This is a genomic window from Saccharothrix violaceirubra, from assembly GCF_014203755.1.
Taxonomy (GTDB): domain Bacteria; phylum Actinomycetota; class Actinomycetes; order Mycobacteriales; family Pseudonocardiaceae; genus Actinosynnema; species Actinosynnema violaceirubrum.
This window is the reverse complement of the sequence record NZ_JACHJS010000001.1, coordinates 2603284-2624243: the sequence shown is the minus strand read 5'-3', so window position 1 is coordinate 2624243 and position 20960 is coordinate 2603284. Positions and strand designations below refer to the sequence as shown.

General features: G+C 74.0%; 13 protein-coding genes. 4 read left to right on the top strand and 9 right to left on the bottom strand.

The genetic code is table 11. The features are described 5' to 3' along the window. Nucleotides 1–81 precede the first annotated feature (81 nt). Both F4559_RS35860 and F4559_RS12620 read left to right on the top strand, forming a co-directional pair. Entirely contained in the window at nt 82–204 is a 123-nt protein-coding gene (locus tag F4559_RS35860) for a hypothetical protein (protein ID WP_281386305.1), read from the top strand. Between the two features lie 93 nt (nt 205–297). After that, nucleotides 298–1923 carry a CDP-glycerol glycerophosphotransferase family protein gene (locus F4559_RS12620; RefSeq protein ID WP_184668615.1) on the top strand — a complete coding sequence of 542 codons (1626 nt, stop codon included), beginning with the start codon at nt 298–300 and terminating at the stop codon, nt 1921–1923. Between the two features lie 82 nt (nt 1924–2005). Here F4559_RS12620 and F4559_RS12615 read toward each other — a convergent pair whose 3' ends face one another. Further along, complete coding sequence (locus F4559_RS12615) at nt 2006–4006, bottom strand: NB-ARC domain-containing protein (protein WP_184668614.1); 2001 nt, start codon at nt 4004–4006, stop codon at nt 2006–2008. Between the two features lie 60 nt (nt 4007–4066). Next, a complete protein-coding gene (locus tag F4559_RS12610) occupies nt 4067–4894 on the bottom strand; it encodes a hypothetical protein (RefSeq protein WP_184668613.1) in 828 nt (275 codons plus the stop codon). Between the two features lie 137 nt (nt 4895–5031). Here F4559_RS12610 and F4559_RS12605 point away from each other — a divergent pair, with 137 nt between their 5' ends. Continuing rightward, on the top strand, nt 5032–5511 hold the full coding sequence (locus tag F4559_RS12605; RefSeq protein ID WP_184668612.1) for a hypothetical protein: 480 nt from the start codon (nt 5032–5034) through the stop codon (nt 5509–5511). Here F4559_RS12605 and F4559_RS12600 read toward each other — a convergent pair. The 7 genes from F4559_RS12600 to F4559_RS12570 form a co-directional block, all read right to left on the bottom strand. Then, nucleotides 5483–6394 carry an aminoglycoside phosphotransferase family protein gene (locus F4559_RS12600; RefSeq protein ID WP_184668611.1) on the bottom strand — a complete coding sequence of 304 codons (912 nt, stop codon included), beginning with the start codon at nt 6392–6394 and terminating at the stop codon, nt 5483–5485. The genes F4559_RS12605 and F4559_RS12600 overlap by 29 nt on opposite strands. Before the next feature lie 76 nt (nt 6395–6470). Next, nucleotides 6471–8198, bottom strand: a complete 1728-nt coding sequence (locus F4559_RS12595) for a hypothetical protein (protein WP_184668609.1) — start codon at nt 8196–8198, stop codon at nt 6471–6473. Further along, nucleotides 8195–11644, bottom strand: a complete 3450-nt coding sequence (locus F4559_RS12590) for a DUF5682 family protein (protein ID WP_184668607.1) — start codon at nt 11642–11644, stop codon at nt 8195–8197. The genes F4559_RS12595 and F4559_RS12590 overlap by 4 nt, the downstream gene beginning before the upstream one ends. Continuing rightward, nucleotides 11625–12779, bottom strand: coding sequence for an ATP-binding protein (locus F4559_RS12585; protein ID WP_184668605.1), 1155 nt, complete (start codon nt 12777–12779; stop codon nt 11625–11627). Before F4559_RS12585 ends, F4559_RS12590 begins: the two co-directional genes overlap by 20 nt. A gap of 241 nt (nt 12780–13020) precedes the next feature. Beyond that, entirely contained in the window at nt 13021–17838 is a 4818-nt protein-coding gene (locus F4559_RS12580; RefSeq protein WP_184668602.1) for an NACHT domain-containing protein, read from the bottom strand. Next, a complete protein-coding gene (locus tag F4559_RS12575) occupies nt 17835–18689 on the bottom strand; it encodes a DUF4132 domain-containing protein (protein WP_184668600.1) in 855 nt (284 codons plus the stop codon). Before F4559_RS12575 ends, F4559_RS12580 begins: the two co-directional genes overlap by 4 nt. A gap of 138 nt (nt 18690–18827) precedes the next feature. Continuing rightward, a complete protein-coding gene (locus F4559_RS12570; protein WP_312865612.1) occupies nt 18828–20192 on the bottom strand; it encodes an alpha/beta fold hydrolase in 1365 nt (454 codons plus the stop codon). 148 nt (nt 20193–20340) lie between these two features. On the opposite strand from F4559_RS12570, the gene F4559_RS12565 reads away from it, so the two are divergent. Further along, nucleotides 20341–20835 (top strand): hypothetical protein, encoded by a 495-nt coding sequence (locus F4559_RS12565; protein WP_184668598.1) that lies wholly within the window; start codon nt 20341–20343, stop codon nt 20833–20835. Nucleotides 20836–20960 lie beyond the last annotated feature (125 nt).

Here is a 20960-nt window from a genome sequence, read left to right as displayed (position 1 = left end):
CGGAGCGATCGCTCGCCGCAGGCACCCCGAAGCCCAGGACGCGGGCGGTTTCCCGACGCTCAGGCCCCGACCACGCGGACGGTGCTGTTCGTGATGAACTGTGGGACCGTGCGCTACGCCGAAGGCACCAAGGTGCTCGACGAGTCCACCGAACGTTATCGCGCGCAAGGCGGGGACATCCCGGCTCCCCCGTGGAAGTGGTGAACGCGCTGCGGGCTCGGACTCCCGAATGTCCTTGCCCCACCGGTGTGTGCCTACGGGACCGTGGGCGCCGGCCGCGCCGTTAAGATCGTTTGCGTGTTCGACGAGCGCTGGGCCGAGGTACCCGCGCGGCCCGTTGCCACGCCTTGGGCCACCCGGCGCGCGGCCCGGTCGGTGCTGGGTGTCGTGCACAACGTGACGTCCGCGACGCGGTTGTTCGACGTCCTTCCGCTCCTGGCGGCCGATCCCCGGGTCCAGGTGGTGTTCAGCTGCACCGGCTCGTCGCCGTTCACGCCGGGCACGGTGGAGCACCTGACCGGCCTGGGCGCGCTCACGGTTCCCTGGGACCAGGCCGTCCGGACCAGGTTCGACCTTGCCGTGTCGGCCAGCCACGGGGCGTTGGAAAGCCTCGACGTGCCGCTGGTCGTGTTGCCCCATGGCATCGGGTACAACAAGTACCTCGCCCGCGGCGAGGGCGATCGCCTGCCCGTCTTCGGCCTGTCCCCCGAGTGGCTCGTGCACGACGGCCGAGTCATCCCGACCTCGTTGGTCCTGTCCCACACCGAACAGCTCGACCGGTTGGCGGTGGGGTGTCCGCCGGCCGTCGCGCGGGCCGTGGTCGCGGGTGATCCGTGCTTCGACCGCATGCTCGTGTCCCGGCCGTTGCGTGCGACCTACCGCTCGGCCCTCGGTGTCCGGCGTGGGCAGAAGCTCGTGGTCGTGTCGTCGACGTGGGGACGCGACAGCCTGTTCGACCACGCGGCCGACGTGGTGCGGCGGCTGCGGTTCGACCTGCCCGTCGACGAGTACCGGGTGGTGCTCGCGTTGCACCCCAACACGTGGTTCGGCCACTCGTCGTGGCAGGTGCGGACGTGGCTCGACGAGTGCACGCGCGCGGGCGTCGTCGTGCTGCCGCCGGAGGAAGGCTGGCGGGCCGCGCTGGTGGCGGCCGACGTGCTGGTGGGCGACCACGGCTCGGTGACCTACTACGGTGCCGCGCTGGGCATCCCGGTCCTGCTGGCCACACGCGCGGTGGACGCGGTCGACCCGGCCTCGGCGGTGGGCAGGTTCCTGGCCGTGGCACCGCACCTCGACCCGACGCGCCCGGTCGGGCCGCAGATCGACCGGGCCGCGACGACGCCGGAGACCCGTGCGGCGGCCGGTCTGGTGACGTCCGCGCCGGGTGGTTCCGCCGCGCTCCTGCGGGCGGAGCTGTACCGACTGCTCGATCTTCCCGAACCGCCGGGTCGGGCCGAGGTGCGCACGGTTCCCACGCCGCGCGTGGCCGAGGTCCCGGTCGTCCAGCACTGGGTCCGGGTGGCGGACGACCGGGTCACCCGGTTCCCCGCCGACCCGTCGCGGGCGACACCCGCCGGCTGCCACCTGGTCGTGGGCACGGACACCCCGCGTGCGGACCTGCTGGAGGCGGCCGACGTCGTGGTGAACGCCGAGCCCGGCGACGCACACGTCTGGACCGCGGAGACGTTCGACGCCTTACCCGGCGCCCTGGTCGCGACCATGCCCCTGGAACCCGGCCGTTGGCTGGTGGCGATCCGGGGCGACGAGCCGCTCGTCTGCACCGGACCGGACCGCTTCGGACCGGTCTGGGCGTCGATCCTGCTGGACCACTGGACCCGTGAACTCCCCCCACCGTCCCGGATCACCGCCCGGCTCGGCGCCGAACACGCGGACGCGGAGGTCACAGCGTTCGCCCGGGGCTAGGCGGTATCCCGGGATACTCGTGGCGAAGGCTCCATTCCAGGCCGCGTGCTGCCGAACGCGCACGACGCCGAAGAGGCACCACCTAGAGCAAACGCCCCACAGCCGCCGCGTGCCGGACGAAGCCGTGCTCGACGTAAAGCGCGTGCGCCCGCGCGTACTCGGCCGGGTCCAGGACGCCCCGCGCCTCGACCGCCTGGGCGCGGTCGAAAGGCCAGTCGGCGGCCAGGGTCTCGGCTTCGCGCAGCAGCACGGCGGCCTCGTCGGCGCGTCCCAGCTCGGCGGTCTTGCGGCCCTGCCACAGGGTCGCCTTGGCGACGTTGCGCGCGTCGGCCGAGTCCCGGAACGTCGTCAGCGCCTCGGCGAGCAGCCCCAGCGCGACCTCGGGCGGTTCGGCCTTGGCGAGGTGGAAGCGGGCCAGCGCGTGGCGCCTGGGGTCGGCGATGCGTTCCGCCAGGGCGAGGTTGCGGCGCAGCGCGTCACGCGCGGCCTCGACGTTCCCGAGGTCCAGTTCGGCCAGTCCCCACCCTTCCAGCGCGGTGGCCTCGGCCTCCGGTTCCCCGGCGGCGACGGCCACCGCACGGCGGCACGCGTCGGCGGCGGCGTCCGGTGCGCCGAGGTGCAGGTGCGCGAACCCGGTCTGGGTCAGGAGCACCGACTCGACGACGGGGTCCGCGAGCTGCCGGGCCGATTCCAGGCCCAGGGGTGCGATGGCGAGCAGGTCGTCGTAGAACTTGCCGGGCTCGTGCAGCGACCACAGCACCAGGCAGAACGCGGCGGTCTGGGCGTGCAGTCCCCGCCGGTGGGCGTCGGCGACGGCCGCACGCAGGTTGACGCGTTCCGCCTCCAGCCACCGCCGCGCACCGGTACCGGCCGCCGGGTGGGCGGGATCGGGACACAGGTCCGGGAACAGCCGACGGCGCCACGGCCGGCGGGGCATCAGGGCGTCGTCGGCGGTGACCACCCCGGTCAGGTACCAGTCGACGAACCTCACGTGCCCACCACGACTCGCCGCGTGCTCACGGATGAGGGCGTGCACCTGGAGGCGGTCGGGCACGGGCTTGTCGACCACGCGCAGGGTGCCGAGTTCACGGATCGCGGCGGCGAGACCGGCTTCGGGCAGCACGCCGCGCAGCGCGGCGACGGGCACGTCACCGGTGGGGTGCGCGCCCAGCGCCCGGTACACCTCACGGGCCACCGGGGACAGGCGTGCCCAGGTCAGGTCGAACAGGGCGGCCAGCGTCGGGTCGTCGCCGACGGCGACCGAGGTGAGCGGGCTGTCCGCCAGTTCGGTCAGCAGCTCGGCCACGGTCAGGTCCGGCCGCTCGGCGAGCATCCCGCCGACCAGGCACAGCGCCACCGGCAGTCCCTCGCACAGCGCCAGCAGCCGTGCGGTGGCGGCCGGGTCGGCATCGACGCGGTCGCCCGCGAACCGGCGCAGCAGCGTCGGCGCCATGTCGTCCTCGAGCGGGTCGACGTCGATCAACGTGGTGCGTCCACGCGCCAGCGTTCCGAACGCACCGTGACCGGTCGCGACGACGACCGAGCGTCCGGCACCGGGCAGCAGGGCCCGCACCTGCGCCGCCGAGACCACGTCGTCGAGCAGCACGCCGACCGCACGGCCGTGCGTGCGCGACCGGAACTCCGCGGCCCGGCCCTCCAGGTCGCCGGGCAGGTCGGCGCGGGCGACGCCGAGCGCCACCAGGAACTCGCCGAGGACCTCGCGTGGGGCCACCTGGTGGTCGGTCCACGCGCCGAGGTTCGCGTAGAGGGTGCCGTCGACGAAATCGGCGTCGCGGCTGCGCATCCAGTGCGTGGCCACCGCGGTCTTGCCACTGCCGCGCGGCCCGACGACGACCTTCACCAGCGGTTCGTCCAGGGCCGGCCGGTCGTCCGCGCCCCGGCCGAGTTCGGCCAGCACGCGCACCTGGTTGATCAACTCGTCGACGGGGTTGGGGAGCTGGCGCGGTTGGGGCCGGCTCGGGCCGTGCAGGTGGAAGTCGCCGTGGACCACACCGGCCTGAACCACGTTGTGCGCCACGCCGGGCATCTCGTTGCGCACTGCCTCGCCCCCTGAACCGTTCACCGCGCGCAGCCTACCGACGACAGGGCCGGTGTCGCAGCGCAACGCATGAGCCGTCCCGGATCAGTCCGGGAACCCGCTGAACACCGCGACGTACAGCAGCCCCGCCGAAGCGAGGAACCCCGTGGTCAGGGTGATCACCGCGACGTACCAGATCCGGTTGAGCACGCCGGGGCGCGGGCCGAACTCGGCGAACGCCCAGGCCAGGTAGGTGGCGGCGACGATGCTGCCCACGTGGACCGCCAGCATCGGCACCCAGGCAACGGGGTTCGGCCGATCGGCGGGGACCGCGAACACGGCGATCGCGGCCGTCACGAACCACACCCCGATCGCCACCACGGCGACGAGTCCCGCCGGCGGCAGGAGCCGTCGGCCACCGTGGGACGGCTCGAACAGGGCGATCAGGAAGACCAGCGCCGCCAGGGCGAGCGGCACGGGCAGGAGCGCGGACTCCCAGTCCTCGACGAGCGGGTGCCACCACGGGACGCGGTCGCGCATGGCGGCGATGTCGTCCTCGGACAGGAACCCGAGCAGGCCCGTCACGATCACCGTGGGCGAGGACTGCCCGTACTGCGACTGCTTCGCGCACGCGAGCTGCTCACCGGCGTAACTCGCGTGGCAGGGGCCGACGAGGACGATCTCCGTGTCGACCTCGATGTGCAGGGTCCGGCCGGCGACCTCGGTGTCGCACACGCGCAGGGTGCCCGCGGAGACGCAGTCGATGTCGACCTGGTCGATCTCGAAGGCCGACGTGTAGATCTTGTGGATGGTCTGGTCGGTCAGGCCCGGTGCCACGCCGACGAGGCCGCCGAGCAGCACGGCGTACAGCAGCGGGACGACGAGCGGCAGCAGGTCGAACGGGTGGAGCCGAGCACGGAGCTTCGTGACCACGGCGCACCTCCTCGACCCGCGCATCGACGGCGCTCGGCGGCGCGTTATCACAGTCCACAGAGGACTGTGAAGGACTCGCCCGGACGGCCGCCGGAGTGGTGGACCGGACGTGGGAGGCGTCGGGTGAGAATCTCGCCATGAGACCCGTCGCCCTGCTCGTGCTGCTGTCCGCCCTGGTCACCGGCTGTACCGTCACGGTCACCGGTGGCGGCGGCACGACGACAACCACCGCCGCGCCGACATCCGCCAAGACCGCCACCACCGAGGACGTCGCACCGACGACCGAAGCCAAGACCACCGAGACCACCGCGACGTTCGACCCGCCCGCCCTGGTGGACGAGGGCGCACCGGCCCAGTACTGCGAACGGACCTTCAAAGGCGCCCTGGGCCGGGACATGTCCGCGGTGGTCGTGGAGACCCCGGCGGGCCGGCTGACCTGCGACCAGGCCGAGGCGATCCTGTTCGACTACTACACGCTGCGGCCCGACCCGCTGTTCGGCCGCCCGCCGCTGGCCCTGGGCCCGCTGGCGTGCAACCAGGCGTCCGAGGGCCAACTCGCGCAGGTGGTCTGCTCCGACGAGGACAACCTCATCTACTCGATGTGGCCGCAGCGCTGATCAACGCGTCGGCGACCACGCGCTGTTCGGGGGCGAGGGCGCCTCGACCGTCCTCGACCTCCCACAGGGCGTTCTGGAGCAGCCGGCCACAGGTCCACCCCGCCGCCCGCTCCCGGTCGAGCCCCTCGGTGAGCACGTCGAACCGCCGACGCACGACCGCGACCGCGGCACCGCCGGCCACGACCTCGTCCCACCGCCCGTCCAGCATCGGCATCAGGTCGAACCCGGGATCGCCCGCCAGCGGTTCCGGGTCGATCGCCGCCCACGGCTCGCGCTCGGCGGCGAGCACGTTGTCGCAGTGCAGATCCCAGTGCAGCAGCCGGTCGCCCGCGTCGTCGACCAACTCGGCGACCCTGGCCGCGCAGTATTCGACGAGCCGCCGTTCGAGCGGATCGCGCAACCCCGGCACCGCCCCGGGCACTTGGGCGATCATGTCCCGGGCGATGTCCTCCAGTCGCCGGACGCCTTCGGGCGCGCGGACCGCCCACAGGCGCCGCGAGAGCCCGACGAGGACTTCGAGCGATTCGTCCTCGGACACCACCGACAGCGGACGGTCGGCGTCCAGGCGTTCCAGGAGCAGCGTCCCGCTGTCGGGGTCGTGATCGAGCAACCGCACGATCCCCTCCCCACGCCAGGCACGCAGACCGGCCACGACGTCCGCGCTCTCGGGAGAGGGTCGCTGGAACTTCACGGCGGCCGGCACCCCGTCGGCACCGACGACGGGCACGACCACCCCCGCCATGCCGTACCGGGCCGGCCCGTCCACCGCCACCCGCCACCGGCCGAACAGCTCTTCGGCGAGCACCGGCAACGCCTCGACCCAAGCCGCCTCGGCGGCGTCACGACACCGCGCCACCACCGCTCGCGGAACCACGAACCCCATGGCCCCACAGTGCACGGGATGGCGGCGGACGCCAACCGGGAACGGGGCGCCCCGGCCGGAGCCGGGGCGTCCCCGCTCACTGCGCGGCGGCCAACCAGGCCCGTTGCGCGACGGCCTGCCCGAACTCGCGCACGTGCACGCCCGCGCGCAGCCAGGCCATCGGGAACGAGTCGCCCGCGTCCCGGACCACCCGGCCGAACGCGTCGCGCTGCCGATCCCGCGACGTCGTGGTCAGGTCCGCCAGCACGGCGGCCGTGCCGGTCAACCCGTGCCCGGCCAGCACCGCGACGTCACGACCCGTGGACGCCACCGCCGCCACCGCCCGGCCGCCCAACGTCACGCGGTGCAGGACGTTGTCCAACGGCCGCAACGCGGCGGGCACCCGTTCGCCCACCGCCACCGGCTCGGGCAACTCCACGTCGCCGTCACCCGGCGCGTGGGACCGTTGGAGCACGTCCAGCCCCAGGTCGACGTGGTGCCGCAGGTCGGCGGGCAGCACGAGGTCCCCGGCGACGGCCAACGCCACCGCCGTGCCCGGCCGCTCCGGCAGGATCCGCGCCACGAACCGCAGGACCCGGCCGGTCGCCCCGGCCAGCACCTTGAGGTTGGCCCTCGTCCGCTCCCCCGCGCCCACCAGGTCCAACTGCCCCTCGCCCACGGCCAACCGCACCGCGGGCCCGGCCGCGCCGAGCACCGTCCCCTCCAGGAACAGCAGCGAATCTCCCGACGGACGGTGACTTTCCGGCTGCCCGGCGGCGGCGAACGCCCGCGCCACCTGGTCCGCCAACGGGGTCTCCCACAGACCCGCGAGCGGAGGCGAGGTCCAGTCCGCCCCGGACGCCGACACCGCCCGGACGGCCTTGCCCGCGCCGAGCCGGCGATCCGGCGAACCGGTGCCACCCGACAGCAGCAGACCACCGCGGCCCAGTGCCCGTTGGGACAGCCCGGACTCACCGACGGCCACCGGCCCGCTCGCCGCCGCCACCACCAGCTCCGGGCCACCCGGCATGATCGACGGCACGGTCCACAGCACGCCGCTGTCGTCCACCAGGTGCGTGACCACGCCCGCGTAGCCGGACGACGCCACCACCGCCTCGGTGCACAGCCCGTACAGCCGCAGCGACCCGATCGGCGTGTACTCGCGACGGGCCGTTCCGCGCAGCACGGCCGTGTCCCCGGTACCCGTGCGCAGGTCGTGGCACAACAGCATCAGGTCGACCAGGTCGGCCGTCAGCACCCGGCGGTCGAACGTGGACGCACCGGTCCGCGCGGCGTTCAACGCGGACGCCACCCGCAGGCCCGTCGCGGCGGCCCGGTGCAGTCCGGCGACCCGTGCGACGTGCACAGCACGGAGCAACTCCGCCCGCACCACCACGCCGCTGCCGCTCGCGCCGGAGCGCAGCACGGTCGAGCACGCGTCCCACAGTTCCCCGGCCGCCGCGCGTTCGTCCTCGCGGACCTCCACGCGGACCTCGGGTTCCGCTACGACCGCCTCGACCGGTTCGTCCGCCGTGACCACGGCGTCCGACACGTCCGCCGCGGCGACCGCGATGCCCCGGTGCAGGCACTTGGGCGCGAGCAGGCAGCCGCAGACCAGGTCGTCCGCCGACGTGAGGACGCCGTCGTGCAACGTCCACGTCAGCACGGTGTCCGCGTCGAGTTCCGCACGGGCCGCGCCGGACTCGGTCGCCACGGTCCACGAGGCGACCTTGTCCAGCGACGCGTCCACGCGTTTGCGCAGGCGGGGTGGCAGGGCGTCGAGGACGTCGGCCACCACCGCCGGTGCCACGGGAGGCACTGTCATGAGCGCACCTTCTCCCCCACCCAGCGGGCCAGTTCCTGCGGGCTGAGCGCGGCGACCGGCATGCCCGCCGCCACCAGCGCGCTCGCCGTCGACACCGAGTACCGGGCCTTGCCCGTGTCGTCCAGGCTCGCGCAGCCCAGCACGGTCACGCCGGAGGTCACCAGCTCGCGCACCTGGCCGACCAGGGCGCCCACCGGGCCGCCCTCCTCGAAGTCGCTGATCAGCACCACCATCGTCCGTTCCGGCACGGTCACCATCGACCGGGCGTGCCGCAGCGCGCCCGCGATGTGCGTGCCGCCGCCGACCCGGACCTCCAGCAGCAGCGACAGCGGATCGGAGATCCGGTTGGTCAGGTCGACGACCTCCGTGGAGAACGCGAGGAAGTTCGTCGACAGCGCGGGCACGCCCGCGAACACCGACGCGGTCAGCGCCGCCCACACCGTCGACGCCTCCATCGAGCCGGACACGTCGACGACGAGGATCAGCCGCCAGTCGCTGGACCTGCGCCCACGCGTGCGGAAGATCGGGCGTTCCGGGACGACCAGCACGCCGCCGTCCTCGGTGCGCCGCGCCGTGGCGAGGTTGGCCCGCAGGGTGCGCGGCAGGTCGAGCTTGCCGCCCGGCCGCCGGGTCGGGATCGGCAACTGGATGCCGGTCAGCGCCGGGCGGACGCGGTTGGCCAACTGCTCGGTCAGCTCGCGCACGAGCCGGGCCACCAGCGGGCGCAGCCGGGCCAGCGTCGACTCGGACAGCCCGCCCGCCAACGACAGCACGGTGCGCAGCAGGTCCATCGACGGCCGCACGGACGTCGGGTCGATCTCCAGCGCGGCCTCGATCCGGCCGCCTTCGGCGGCGGCGGCCAGGACCTCTTCCCGGACCCGGTCGCCGAACAGGGCACGCAGTTCGTCCGACCACTCGCGCACGTCCGGGAACGGCGTCTCGCGACCGGCGCCCAGCTCGGCCTCCGTCGCGCCCTCGCCCCGGTCGTGCCCGTACAGCTCGTCGAGCGCGGCGGCGTACCGCGCACCGCCCTGCGGTCGGTCGTCCCGGCGGCCCAGCACCAGGCGCCACCGCAGGATCGCCGACAGCTCACGAGAGGCGTCCACAGTGGACTTCTCCGCGGACTCTTCGGCGTCGGGCACGGAACCGGCGGGCACCTCGGGTGCCGACACGAGGCCGTGCGCCGTCGCGAAGGCGACCGCCGCCCGTTCCGCCTCCACCAGCACGGCGAGCAGCTCCGGGTCCGGCGCGTCCGCCTGGTCGACCCGGTCGCCCGTGCGCTGCTCCACGACCTCCAGCATGCGCGCCCGCGCGGCCGGACCGATCGAGGTGAACGCCCCGCGCAACGCGGGCAGGCGGACGAGGAAGTCCTTGTCCCCCAACACTTCCACTCGCTCCAGCAGCGGTTCGAGCGCCTCGGGCGTCTCCAGCAGCGGACCGGCGGCCACGAGCACGCCCGTCAGGCCGCGCTTGAGCACGGTCCGCCGCTCGGGCGTCGTGGCACCGTCCACCCAGGACGAGATGCGCTCGCCGAGCACCTGGGGCGCCACCAGGTCCAGCAGCACCCGGGCCGCTCCGGCGGCACCCGCGATCAGCGGCACGCCCTCGTCGGCCAGGCGCCGCAACGTCGCCGCGAGTCGCACGCCGGTGCCGTTCGCGTCGTGCCGCTGGCCGAGTTCGACCAACGCCCGCGCGTCGTCCGGCTCGTCGGACCCGGTGAGCCCTTCGAGCTGGGTGACGGCGGTGGTCTCCAGGTCGCCGACCAGCAGCGGATGGCCGTCGAGCACGTCGCCGGACAGGCCGGGCACGTGACCGGCGCGCAGCCGGTCGAGCAGGCCGAGCGCGGTCAGCAGTTCCGGCAGCGTGGCCGAGGACGGCAGCGCCTTCGCCGCGTCACCGAGCAGGTCGTCGACCAGTTCCGGCAACGCGCACCTGGCGGCGGCGTCGAGGTCGCCGAGTAGCTCGGCGGCCGTGGTGCCGCCGGCGCGTTCGCGTTCCGCCCGCCGCGCCCGCAGGCGGCCGTGCGCGGCCAACGGCAGCGTCGGCCCCCACAGGCCGGCCACGGGCAGGGTCGCGGCGGTCGACGGCGTCCACGTCGCGGTCCACCGCGTGCTCAACGCCTCACCGCCGCCGACGCCGGTCGTGGCCGTCTCCTCCGCGTACGGGACGCCGAGCACGGCCAACTGCCGCAACGCCACCTCGCGCCGGGTGTCCAGCGGCGACCGCAACGGGTCGAGTCGGAGCTGGACCGGTTCCTTGGCGCCCGGTCCGGGCAGGCGCAGCGCGGCCAGCAGGTCCTCCACGCCGGGCGCGAGGCCCGAACGCGGGGTGCCGGGCGCGAGCGCGCCCGACCGGCGGCCGATCAGCACGTCGCCGGCCGCCCGCGCGACGACCCGGCCCCGGCCCAGCGGTTCGGCGTGGGTCAGCACGGTCTGCACGGCTTCGACGACCTCGCCGCGACCGGGTGCGGGCAGCCCGCGCAGCCGGGCCAGGTCGACCGCGAGCCGCAACGCCTCGCGGGCCTCGCCCGGACCGGCCGGGTGGCCCAGTTCGCGGATGCGGGCGCTGATCCGCACGATCACGCTCGCGGCGGCGGCCTCCACGGCGTGCGGATCGCCCGCCGCCTCGAACACGGCCTGCTGCCACTCGGGGTCGCGGATGCCGGCCGGGTAGCCGGATCGCTCGTCGAGCAGCGCGAACCCGTACGGCACCAGGGCCGTGACCGGTTCCGGACCGGACCGGTCGACCTCGCCGGCTCGCTCGCCCGCCGTGAGCGCCGACGCGTGGAACGAACCGATCACGGCCGCGCAGCGCTTGTCGCCGACCTCGGCGATCGCCCGCCGCATCCACGCCTCGCGGCGCAGGTCGTACGGGTCGACGCCGGTCCCCTCGGGTCCGGCCGCGTCCCGGCGCAGCGCCCAGCCGACCAGCAGCGCCGCCCGGCGCACGGCCTCGGCGCTCTGGCCGGGCGCGGTGGCCTCGACCAGCCGGTCCCACAGGTCCTCGTCGTCGCGGCCGGTGATGGCCTTGCGCAACGCGTCGGCCATCGGCGTGCCCGACCGTCCGCCGCCGGCGTAGCCGTCGCCGCGTGCGGCGATCGGCAGGTCGCACGGCCGCACCTCGACGCCGTGGGCGAACGCCCACCGCACGGCCGCCAGCTCCGGCGAGAAGTCCGCGAACGGGTAGAACGCGAGCCCGCCGCCGTCGCGGTGCGCGCCGGACAGCGCGACGGGTGCGACCAGTTCCGGGTCGGCCAGGTGCGGCAGCCAGGTGCCCAGTTCCTCGGGCAGTTCGATCAGCAGCACCTCGGGATCGGCGGCGGCCAGCAGCTCGGGCACCGCCGCGGCGAGCGCGGGCGAGTGGTGCCGCACACCGATCAGGTAGGGCGCGCGGTGGTCGGCGAGCCGGTCGACCACCGCGTCCGCGTCAGGCGTCGAGGACGTCACGGAGTTCCCACAGCCGTCGCCACGTGCGGGCACCCGACTCGGCCCGGCGCCGCACCGGACCGTCCCAGTACCCGAGCAGCCGCGCCGCGTCCGCCGGGTCGTCCTTGCGCACGACGCCGAGCAGGTGGCCGGGCAGCAGCGAGAGCGTGTCGCGGTCGCCCGGGAAGTACGCGTCGGACAGACCCAGTGAGGTCGCCACGGCCACGGCCTCGGCGGTGCTCATCACCGTCGACGGCCGCTCGACCGACCAGCCCTCCTGCGAGACGCCCGAGCGCAGGTCGCGGAACGCGGTGACCAGGGCTTCGAGCACCACCGCGTCCACGGAGAACTCGGCTTCGACGCGGGCGAGCGCGGCCGTGGCCTGGCGGCGGACCAGCTCGGTCTCGGCCGCGAGGTCGCCGATCGGGCCGACGGCCTCGAAGTTGAAACGGCGCTTGAGCGCGGCCGACATCTCCGACACGCCCCGGTCGCGCAGGTTGGCCGTGGCGATCACGGTGAAGCCGGGGGCGGCGTGCACCGTCGAGTCGGCCGTGCCGGACAGCTCGGGGACGGCGATGCGCCGGTCGGACAGGATCGACACCAGCGCGTCCTGCACCTCGGGCAGGCAGCGGGTGACCTCCTCGACGCGCACCACGCCGCCGCCGCGCATCGCGGTCAGCACGGGCGAGGGCACCAGCGCGCGCGGGCTCGGGCCTTCGGCCAGCAGCAGCGCGTAGTTCCAGCCGTAGCGGAGCTGGTCCTCGGTCGTGCCCGCGGTGCCCTGCACGACGAGCTGGCTGCTGCCGGACACGGCGGCGGCGAGCAGTTCGGAGAGCATCGACTTGGCCGTGCCGGGCTCGCCGACCAGCAGCAGGCCGCGCTCGCCCGCGAGCGTGACGACGGCCCGCTCGACCAGGGCGCGTTCGCCGACGAACTTGGCCTTGATCTCCAGGCGGGCCGGGGCGCCGGCGGCCTTGCGGCCCTTGGGCAGGGCGAGCGTGTCGCCGCCGCTGCCGACGACGAAGGTCACGACCGCGCGGGGCGTGAGCCGCCAGCCGGGCGGGCGCGGCCCGTCGTCGTAGGCCGCGAGGAAGGCCAGCTCCTCGCTGTGGGCGTCCTCGGCGGGATCAACCTGCCTGGGTGCGGTGACGGTCACCGTCGTCCTCCGGTTTCGGGGCAGAGCGTCGTAGGGGTGTCGTGGTCGGCAGTCGTGCTCGGGCACGTCGGCCCGGCGGCCCGCCCGCGGCGGTCGGGAATCCCCGTGCGGCTCCGGCCGGAGGTCGTCCGCGACGGGACGCGCGAACCGGCGCGTATCGACCCGATCATTCCACTGTGGACACTGGCGCGGGGCGCCCGCCCCGGCCGCGTGGTGCGGCCGGGGCGGGTGGTACGACGGGTCATCGACGACGGCCCGTCCGCAGTTCCTCGTACGCGGGGGCGTCGCCGTCCACCACGCGCTGCCAGGCGCGGGCGAACAGCTCCCCCGCCGGCTCGCGCGGGGTGATCACCGTCCAGTGGCGGTCCTGGGCCAACGAGTAGAACGGCAACTTCCACGACTCCAGCGGCAGGTGCGGGGTGCTCAACGCCTCCCAGCCGCCGGGCAGGAACAGGGTGCGCCCCGCCCGCGCCCGCTTCGCCGTCAGCACCAGGTCGGTCGCGGCGAGCGCTTCCCGCGCCGCGCGCAGGCGGGCCGGCTTCCACCCGGTCCACCGCGCCACGTTGGCGTCGGTGGGGTCGGGCATCGCCAGCAGTTGCAGGTACAGCACCGCCGCGTCCTCGGACAGGCCCGTCTTCGCCGCGACCTCGCCGACCAGGTGCGGCGCGGACACGGTCGGGTCCTGGAAGTAGGACTCCGGGTCCGCGCCCTCGGGCAGCGACGCGGCGCAGGCGCTCTCCGTGCCGGGCGCGGCGACCAGGTCGAGTGCCCCGAGCAACCGGGTGGAGGACGTCACGGACATGACCGCCACCAGCAGCTCCCGGTCGCCCGGACCGACCAGGCCCGGTCGCACGACCACCGTGCAGTAGTTGTCGACCCGCCGCTCGACGATCAGCCAGTCGCGCACCGCGGTCTGCGTGCCGTCCGCCGGCGGCTCGGCGTCGAGCGCGCCGCGCAGCGAATCCCAGTGCTCCCAGCGGCCCAGCTCCAGGGCGAAGCCCGGGTCCGCGACCCGCTGCCGGGCCAGTTCCAGCGCCCTCGGCAGGGCCGCGCGCAGCGGCGAGCCGCCCGGCAGCCGGTGGGCCAGCCACAGCAGGACCTGCGGCACGGCCAGCAGGTTCGCCGAGCCGAACCCGTTGTTGCGGCTCTCCAGACCCCGTTCGCCCAGGAACATGTCGCGGTCGGACGTCAGCCAGTGCGTGTTCTCCGGGTCGAGCACGCCGACGAGGTAGTCGGCCGAGTCGCGCATCGGCAGCACCTTGGACGCCTCGACGGCGATCTCGTCCGGGACGCGCAGCCGCTGCCCGATGAACTCGTTCCACATCGCGGCCAGCGAGGCCACGTCCGGACCCGACGTCCACAGGTCGGCCGGGTCGGACGGGACCGCGGCGGCCAGCAGGTGACGCCGCAGGTCGTCGCTCAACGGCTTGAGCCGCTGGCGCCCGGCCTTGGCCTCGGCCTGCGACAGGCCGATCAGGCGGCGGTGCTCGGTCGTCATGTAGACCGCGTCCCACCGCTCGACGCCCGGCATGCCGGCGAGCACGATCGCGGCCTCCGGACCGGTCATGCCGGTCGGTTCCGCCAGTGCCTCGACCGCACCGGGGTGCCACGGCACCGGACCGCGCTCCTCGTACGTGTCGAGCAGCCTCGTCAGCCACGCGCGGTCGACGTGCTCGGCGAACCGGCTCTCCGTCGACGCCGTCCACTTCGCGGGCAGCTCGAACGTGCCGGCGACCGAGTACTGGAGACCGTGGTACTGGGTGGACCTGCCGTCGAGCCACTGCTCGTTGAGCAGTGCGAGGAAGCCGTCCCCGACCGGCGTCACGCGGTTGCGGGGGCTCGGCGTGTTCTCGGGCACGACCACGGTGACCGTGCGCCACTTGCCGGTGCCGGCGAACAGCGCGCTGTCGGCCAGCGACCGCAGCAGGAGCAGCAACGCGTCCCGGTGGCGGTCGGGCACCAACGGCGACACCGCCCGGTGGGCCAGCGACTCGACGACCGGCACCGCCGGGTACCAGTACGCCGTCAGCGAGTCCGGCAACGGGCCCGCCACGGGGTTCGCCACCGCCTCGGTGAGCGCGGCGAGCAGTTCGGGCACGGCGGTGCGCGTCGTGCCGCGGCTCTCCCGCACGATGGTGGTGTTGAACCAGCCCACGGCGTCGCTCAGGTCGGTCGTGGTCACGTCGTGCGCCGCGACCGACATCGAGGACAGGTCGACGGCACGCGCCTGCTCGGCGGTCACGCCGAACTCGCGGTAGCCCCACAGCAGGCTGCCCGCCCGCCGCACCACCTCGACGACGCCCGCGAGCAGTCGCGCGTCGGTCACGGCCGGCAGCAGGGCGGCGACGCGGTCCCGGAAAGCCTTCTCCGCCACCGGGTCGACCTCGGCGGTCCGCACCCGTGAGTTCTCGGCGACGGCGACCTCCAGCAACTCGTCCACGGTCTCCCGGGACAGGGCGCGCAGCGCCGCGGACCCGGCCTCGTCGCGCGGCCGGAGCAGGTGCCACCAGCGGAACGGCGCCACGAGCGGCGTGCCGGCCGCGTAGGTGGTCCGCAGGTCCATCGGGGACACGGTGCCCAGGACCACGCCCGCGCGGTCCCGCAGCGAGTACGTGTCGTTCTCCCGGGTCAGGACCAGCTCCGAGCCGGGCAGGGTCAGCACGCCCACCGGGACGTCGTTGCCCGGCCCGGCGGTCGCCCGCCGACCGTCGACGCCCTCGCCCAGCCACGATTCGTCCGCCTGTTGGCGCACGCGCCAGCCGTGCAGGCCGTCGGCGAGACCGAGCGGCGAGGCGGCGGTCGCGGCCACGGCCGGCCGCAGATCGCTCGCGTCCAGGTCGAGGGTGGTGCCGTCGGCCGCGAACTCCTCGACGAAGCGCGGCAGGCTCTGCCGGCCGGACTCGCCGGTCGCCGGGTCGACCTCGACCCAGCGGGTCTTCCAGTCGATCCTGGTCAGCGCCCACAGCGAGGTGCCGTCGCCGCGCACCGCCCGGCCGAGCCGGACGCCGGTGTCGCCGGGTCGCACCGCGCGGCGGCCGTTGAACCGGGAGCCGTCCGGCAGCAGGATCGACGGCGAGACGTCCGGCCCGCCGTAGTAGTTGGTCTCGTCGGACGGGTGGAAGATCGTGTCCGGGGCGTCGCTCCAGTACGCCTCGTCCTCGCCGTCCTGGTTGCGCCAGCGCACCAGCAGCGTGCCGTCGAACCACCGGCCGTAGGGCAGGAACGACCAGCTGTGCCGCCGCGCGGGCGGGATGCGGACGACGTGCTCGGCCAGGATGCCGTCCGGACCGGCGACGACGAGCGTGTCGCCCCGGCGGACCACCAGCGCCGGCCAGCCCTCGCCGACCACGGTCACGCGTTCCTTGCCGGGCTGGTTGTCGGCTTCGAGCTTCTCGACCGCCTCGTCCAGCGCCGGCCAGCCGAGTTCGTCGACCAGACCGGTGCGCAGCGTGTGGTGCAGCGCGGCGCCGACGTCGACCGCGGCGAGCTTGTCCGCCGCCTCCGGCACGTCGGCGAACGCGGCGGGCAGCCGCAACGGACGCCACACGTCCATGTGCTTGTCCAGCCCCGGCAACGCCAGGGTCACGGCCTCGTCCACGTGCGCGGTGATCCAGTCGCGCAACGCGGTGCGCAGGCCGGGCACGTCCACGGCGGGCGCCAGGCGCTCCGGGTCGGCGATGCCGTTGACCTGGTGGTTGCGCAGGTAGATGACGAGCCCGGTACCCAGCGCCCGGCCCAGGTCCGGGTGCGCCGCGAGGGCGACGAGGTCGCGGCGGCCGGGCCGCTCGTCCTCCAGCCACGCCTCGACGTTGAGCCGGACGTCCTTCGTCTTGGACTCGGCGATCGGCACGCCGCGCAGGGCGAACAGGTCGAGCAGGTCCAGTTCGCCCTGCCACCAGCGGCGCAGGACGCGCACGGGCACGTCGTCGGCGACCAGCCTGGGTGCCATCCGGTCGACGAGGTCGAGCAGTGCCTCGGACCGGGGCGTGCCGTGCCAGGACGCCATGCGGACGTTCAGCAGCGACGACAACCACTCGGCGGGCACGGGCGCGCCCTCGACGGCCTCGTCCGCGACGAGCACGGCCGTCGAACCGCCGGACTCCAGGATCTCCAGCCACTGGTCGGTCAACGACGCCGAGTTCGGCACGAAGGTCAGCAGCAGCGCACGGATCCCCGCGTCGCGCTTGGCCAGGCCGATCAGCGAGTCCCGGTAGGACTTCCAGAACCCGGCGCCCGCACGGCTGATCGCGGAGCTGTCGAGCACGGCGCGCAGGACGCGCTCGTCCTCGGCCTTGAGGTCGCGCTTGGCGACCTTGGCCAGGCGGCGCAGGTCCTCGGGCATGCCGGTGTACGGGGGCAGGCCGCCGCGCGTGCGCTCCACGCACAGCGTGAAGAACAGCTCGTACGCGTCGTCCGGGTCGTGCCGGCGGGTCAGGCCCTTCGACTGGGCGGACAGCGCCTTGGCCGTCAACGCGCCCGCGAAGGCGAACTCCAGGAAGACCTCGCGCAGTCGCTGCGGATCGACGTCGAGGTCGTGCACCTCTTCGGCCTCGCGCGCCTTGCCGAACATGGACGCGGCGTAGGTGTGGTTGTTGTGCTCGATGAAGATGCGCCCGGCCTGCTCGTAGAACGTGGGCAGGAAGTGCGGCGCGGACCGGCCCAGCATGGTGCCGAGCTGGGTGAACCCGTCCTTGGCCGCACCGGCGCGTGATTTCGCGGTGCGCGCCAGGCGTTCGACCTCCTTGACGAGGTTGAGCGCGTGGTGGGCGTTGGCCGGGTCGTTGACCAGCGCCCACGCCGGGAAGCCCAGGGCGACGCGGCGCGCGGTGCCCACCGACGGCGTCCGCTCGGGCGTGCCGAAGCCGAGGAACTCGCAGGTGAGGTCCTCGGCCTGGCCGAGGGTGGCGGGCACCAGCCGGACGACGGCGCGCTCGCCGAGGCCGGGGTGGGTGTAGCGGCGCGCGGTGAGCGTGTCGCGGTCGTCGCCCTTGCTCCGCGTGCCGGGCAGGATCGCGCCGACCGAGAGCAGCGCCGAGGTCTGGTCCTTCTTGCGGCTCACGACTCGACCTTCGCTTCCTCGACGACGCGGCCCGCGTGGATCGAGGCCGCCATGCGCATGCCTTCCGACCACGCGACCGGTCCGACGTCGGCAAGGGGCACGGTGGTTCCGTCCTCCAGCGTCCAGTTCAGGTCGCCGGTCCAGGTCTCGCCCTCGGGGTAGTCCGAGCCGATCCAGAACCGGGCCTCGACGATCCGGCCGCCCTCGAACGCGGCGTAGACCGCGTCGCCGCCGCGCACCGGGTAGCCCAGCGTGCGGCAGCGACCCGTCGCGTGGTTGAGCTGCTCGAACTTGCCGTTCGAGAAGTCGGCGACCGAGGTGCGGCCCTTCGGGAAGCTGTCGGGCTTGACGAAGGTCTGCCGGAAGAGCTGCTGCACCTTCTGCTCGACGCCCAGTTCGGCGCCGAACTCGCGCAGCTCCTCCAGGTCCGCCAGCAGCACCGGGTGCGGGATGTCCACCGTCTCGGGCTTGACCCGCAGGGTCTCGCCGTCGAGGGTGACCACGCCCAGGCCGCGTTCGGCGTCGACGTCCCGCAGGAAGCCGGTCTCGCCGTCGGCGGTGACGACGAGGTCGCGCAGCGCGGACGCCCACGCCTCGTCCGCCCACACCTCGATGAGCACGGCCGTGGGCACCGGCAGCGACCGGACCATCCAGCCGTCCACTGCGGACCGGCACTCCTCGTCGTGGCGCGACAGCCACTCGGCGAGTTGTCTGAGCTGCACCACCTGGGGATCGTCCTTGATGGACGCGGGCACCGAGGAGAGTGTCTTTCCCTTGCCGTTGCGGCACTGGACGCGACCGTTCTCCCCGAGCCGCACCTGGTAACCGGACGCGGCGTCGAGCCAGCTCACGGTTTCCTCCTGCGAGTCGTTCACGAAGTCGATGGCGGGAGGTTAGCGACGGGGTCCGACAAAACCGGCGGGACGGTCGTCTTCGCAATCTGCACGTGACCCCTGACGTGTGGGCTGGATCAGTTCCGATGACGTGGGTCACACGGCGTCGAGGAGGTATTCCACCTCACGGTCACGGGTCTGGTCGTCGTTGAAGTAGGCGGTGTGGCCGACCCCGGACCAGTGCAGCATCCGGGCCCCTTCGATCTGGCAGGCCAGCCCGATGCCCCAGACGTGGGGCGTGGCCGGGTCGAAGGCGCCGCTGACGACCAGGACGTTGCGCACGCCGCGCACGGGGGTCGCGGCCCACGGGTTGGCGGACCGGATCGGCCAGCCCGTGCAGCCCGCCTGGACGTCCCAACCTTCCACGTGGCCGCGGGTCGTCGGGGCGATCCGGCGGATCTCCTGGACGCGGTCACGCAGCCCGGCGTGGTCCCGGACGTCGCTGGGGAAGTCGTGGCAGGCGATCACGCGGTAGGCACTGGCGTCCCCGGTCTCGGCGAACGCCTGCGCGTCGGGCGTCGGCGCGGTCGCCGCGGCGATGGCCTCGGCCAGCACCGGCCACGCCTTGGGCGAGGACAGCAGGGAGTAGGTCACGTAGCCGATGCGCTGCGCGTTCACGCCCTCCGGGTGGCCGGTGGCGGGCACCGGGTGTTCGGCGGCGCGGGCGAGCAGGGCCCGGTAGTCGGCGGCGACGTCGTCCCGCCCGCAGTTCTCGCGGCACCACTTCGCGAACTTCGCGAACACCTGCTCGACGGTCCGGGCCTCGTCGACCGCGAGCCGGCGGCTGCCGATCGTGTGGTCCACGGCGCCGTCGAGGACGGCGGCCCGGACCCGGTTCGGGAAGAGGCCCGCGTAGGTGGCGCCGAGCAGCGTGCCGTAGGAAACGCCCAGCCAGGAGATCTTCCGCTCGCCCAGCCCGGCGCGGACGACGTCGAGGTCACGGGCGGCACTGATGGTGTCGACGTGGTCGATCAGGGGTCCGGTCAGGCGCCGGCAGCCGTCGGCGACGGCCCGGTTGTGCGCGACGAGCGCCTGGTAACCGGCCTGGGTGGTCGGGAACTGGTCGACGGCCGGGTCCTGGGCGTCGCGGTCGCAGGTGATGGCGGGCCGACTGTCGCCGACGCCGCGCGGGTCGATGCCGATGATGTCGAAGCGTTCCCGCAGCCGGGCCGGGAAGACCTCCTCGGCCAGGTCGCGGACGATCGGGACGGCCGGACCGCCCGGACCGCCGGGGTTGAAGAACAGGACGCCGAGGCGCCGCGCCGGGTCGGTCGCCTTGATCCGGGAGATCGCGACGGTGACCCGGTCGCCGCCGGGCTTCGACCAGTCCAGGGGCACGGAGACGTCGGCGCACTCGGCACCGCGGTCGCCGCAGGCCCGCCAGGACAGTCCGGTCCCGGCCTGGGCGGCGGGGGTCAGGGTGAGGGTGAGCGCCGTGGTGACGACGAGGGTTTTCCACACGGGGTGGATCTTCGGATCGAGCCGGGTAGGCGGGCGTCATCCCGTGGTCTGGTGGGTGGTCGTCCCCGAGGCTGAGCGGCCGGCCAGTTGCGGGTCAGTTCGTTGCCGCCGGCAGGGACGACGGGTGTGTTCGGAGATCATCCGAGGCATGGCCAAGGGGCGGAAACGACGCAAGGGCGAGACGTTCGAGACGGAGGTCCGGCGCCGGTTCGGGCCTCTCGCGGAGCAGTTTGGTCTGATCGAGGTACCGGCCGACAACCGGTTCGTCGGGGCCTCGGAGGTGGACTACTCGAACGGCCGTCTGAGGTACGACTGGAGTTGCGACGGGTGGGAGGACTACATGTTCATCCTCGTCATCCTGGAACTCGACGGTTTCCGCCACGTCGTCGGACTGAAAGAACTGGTGGCCGCCACACGGTCCGCGGGCGACCAGCCGCTCCTGGACAACTGCCGCTCCTGGCTCGTCCTGCAACGCGCGGTCGAGTCCCACACGCAGTGGGTCGAGCGGCTCCACCCCCGCCTGACCGCCCCGGACGCCGCCGACTTCGTCGTCGCCGCAGGGGGAAGCAGGCGTTCTCTGTCGGACCCCGGACCGGGCTTGGACCTCGACTGGTTCCGGAAAATGCCGCCGGCGGACGAGTAAGGTCGGGAGGACCGGCGGTCCAGGGGGCCTCGTGGCGACACCAGCACGGCTCGACCACTCCATCGTGATCACCCGTCGACCCGAGGACGCGTGGGCGCAACGAGACGGGCAACTGCCACTTCCCA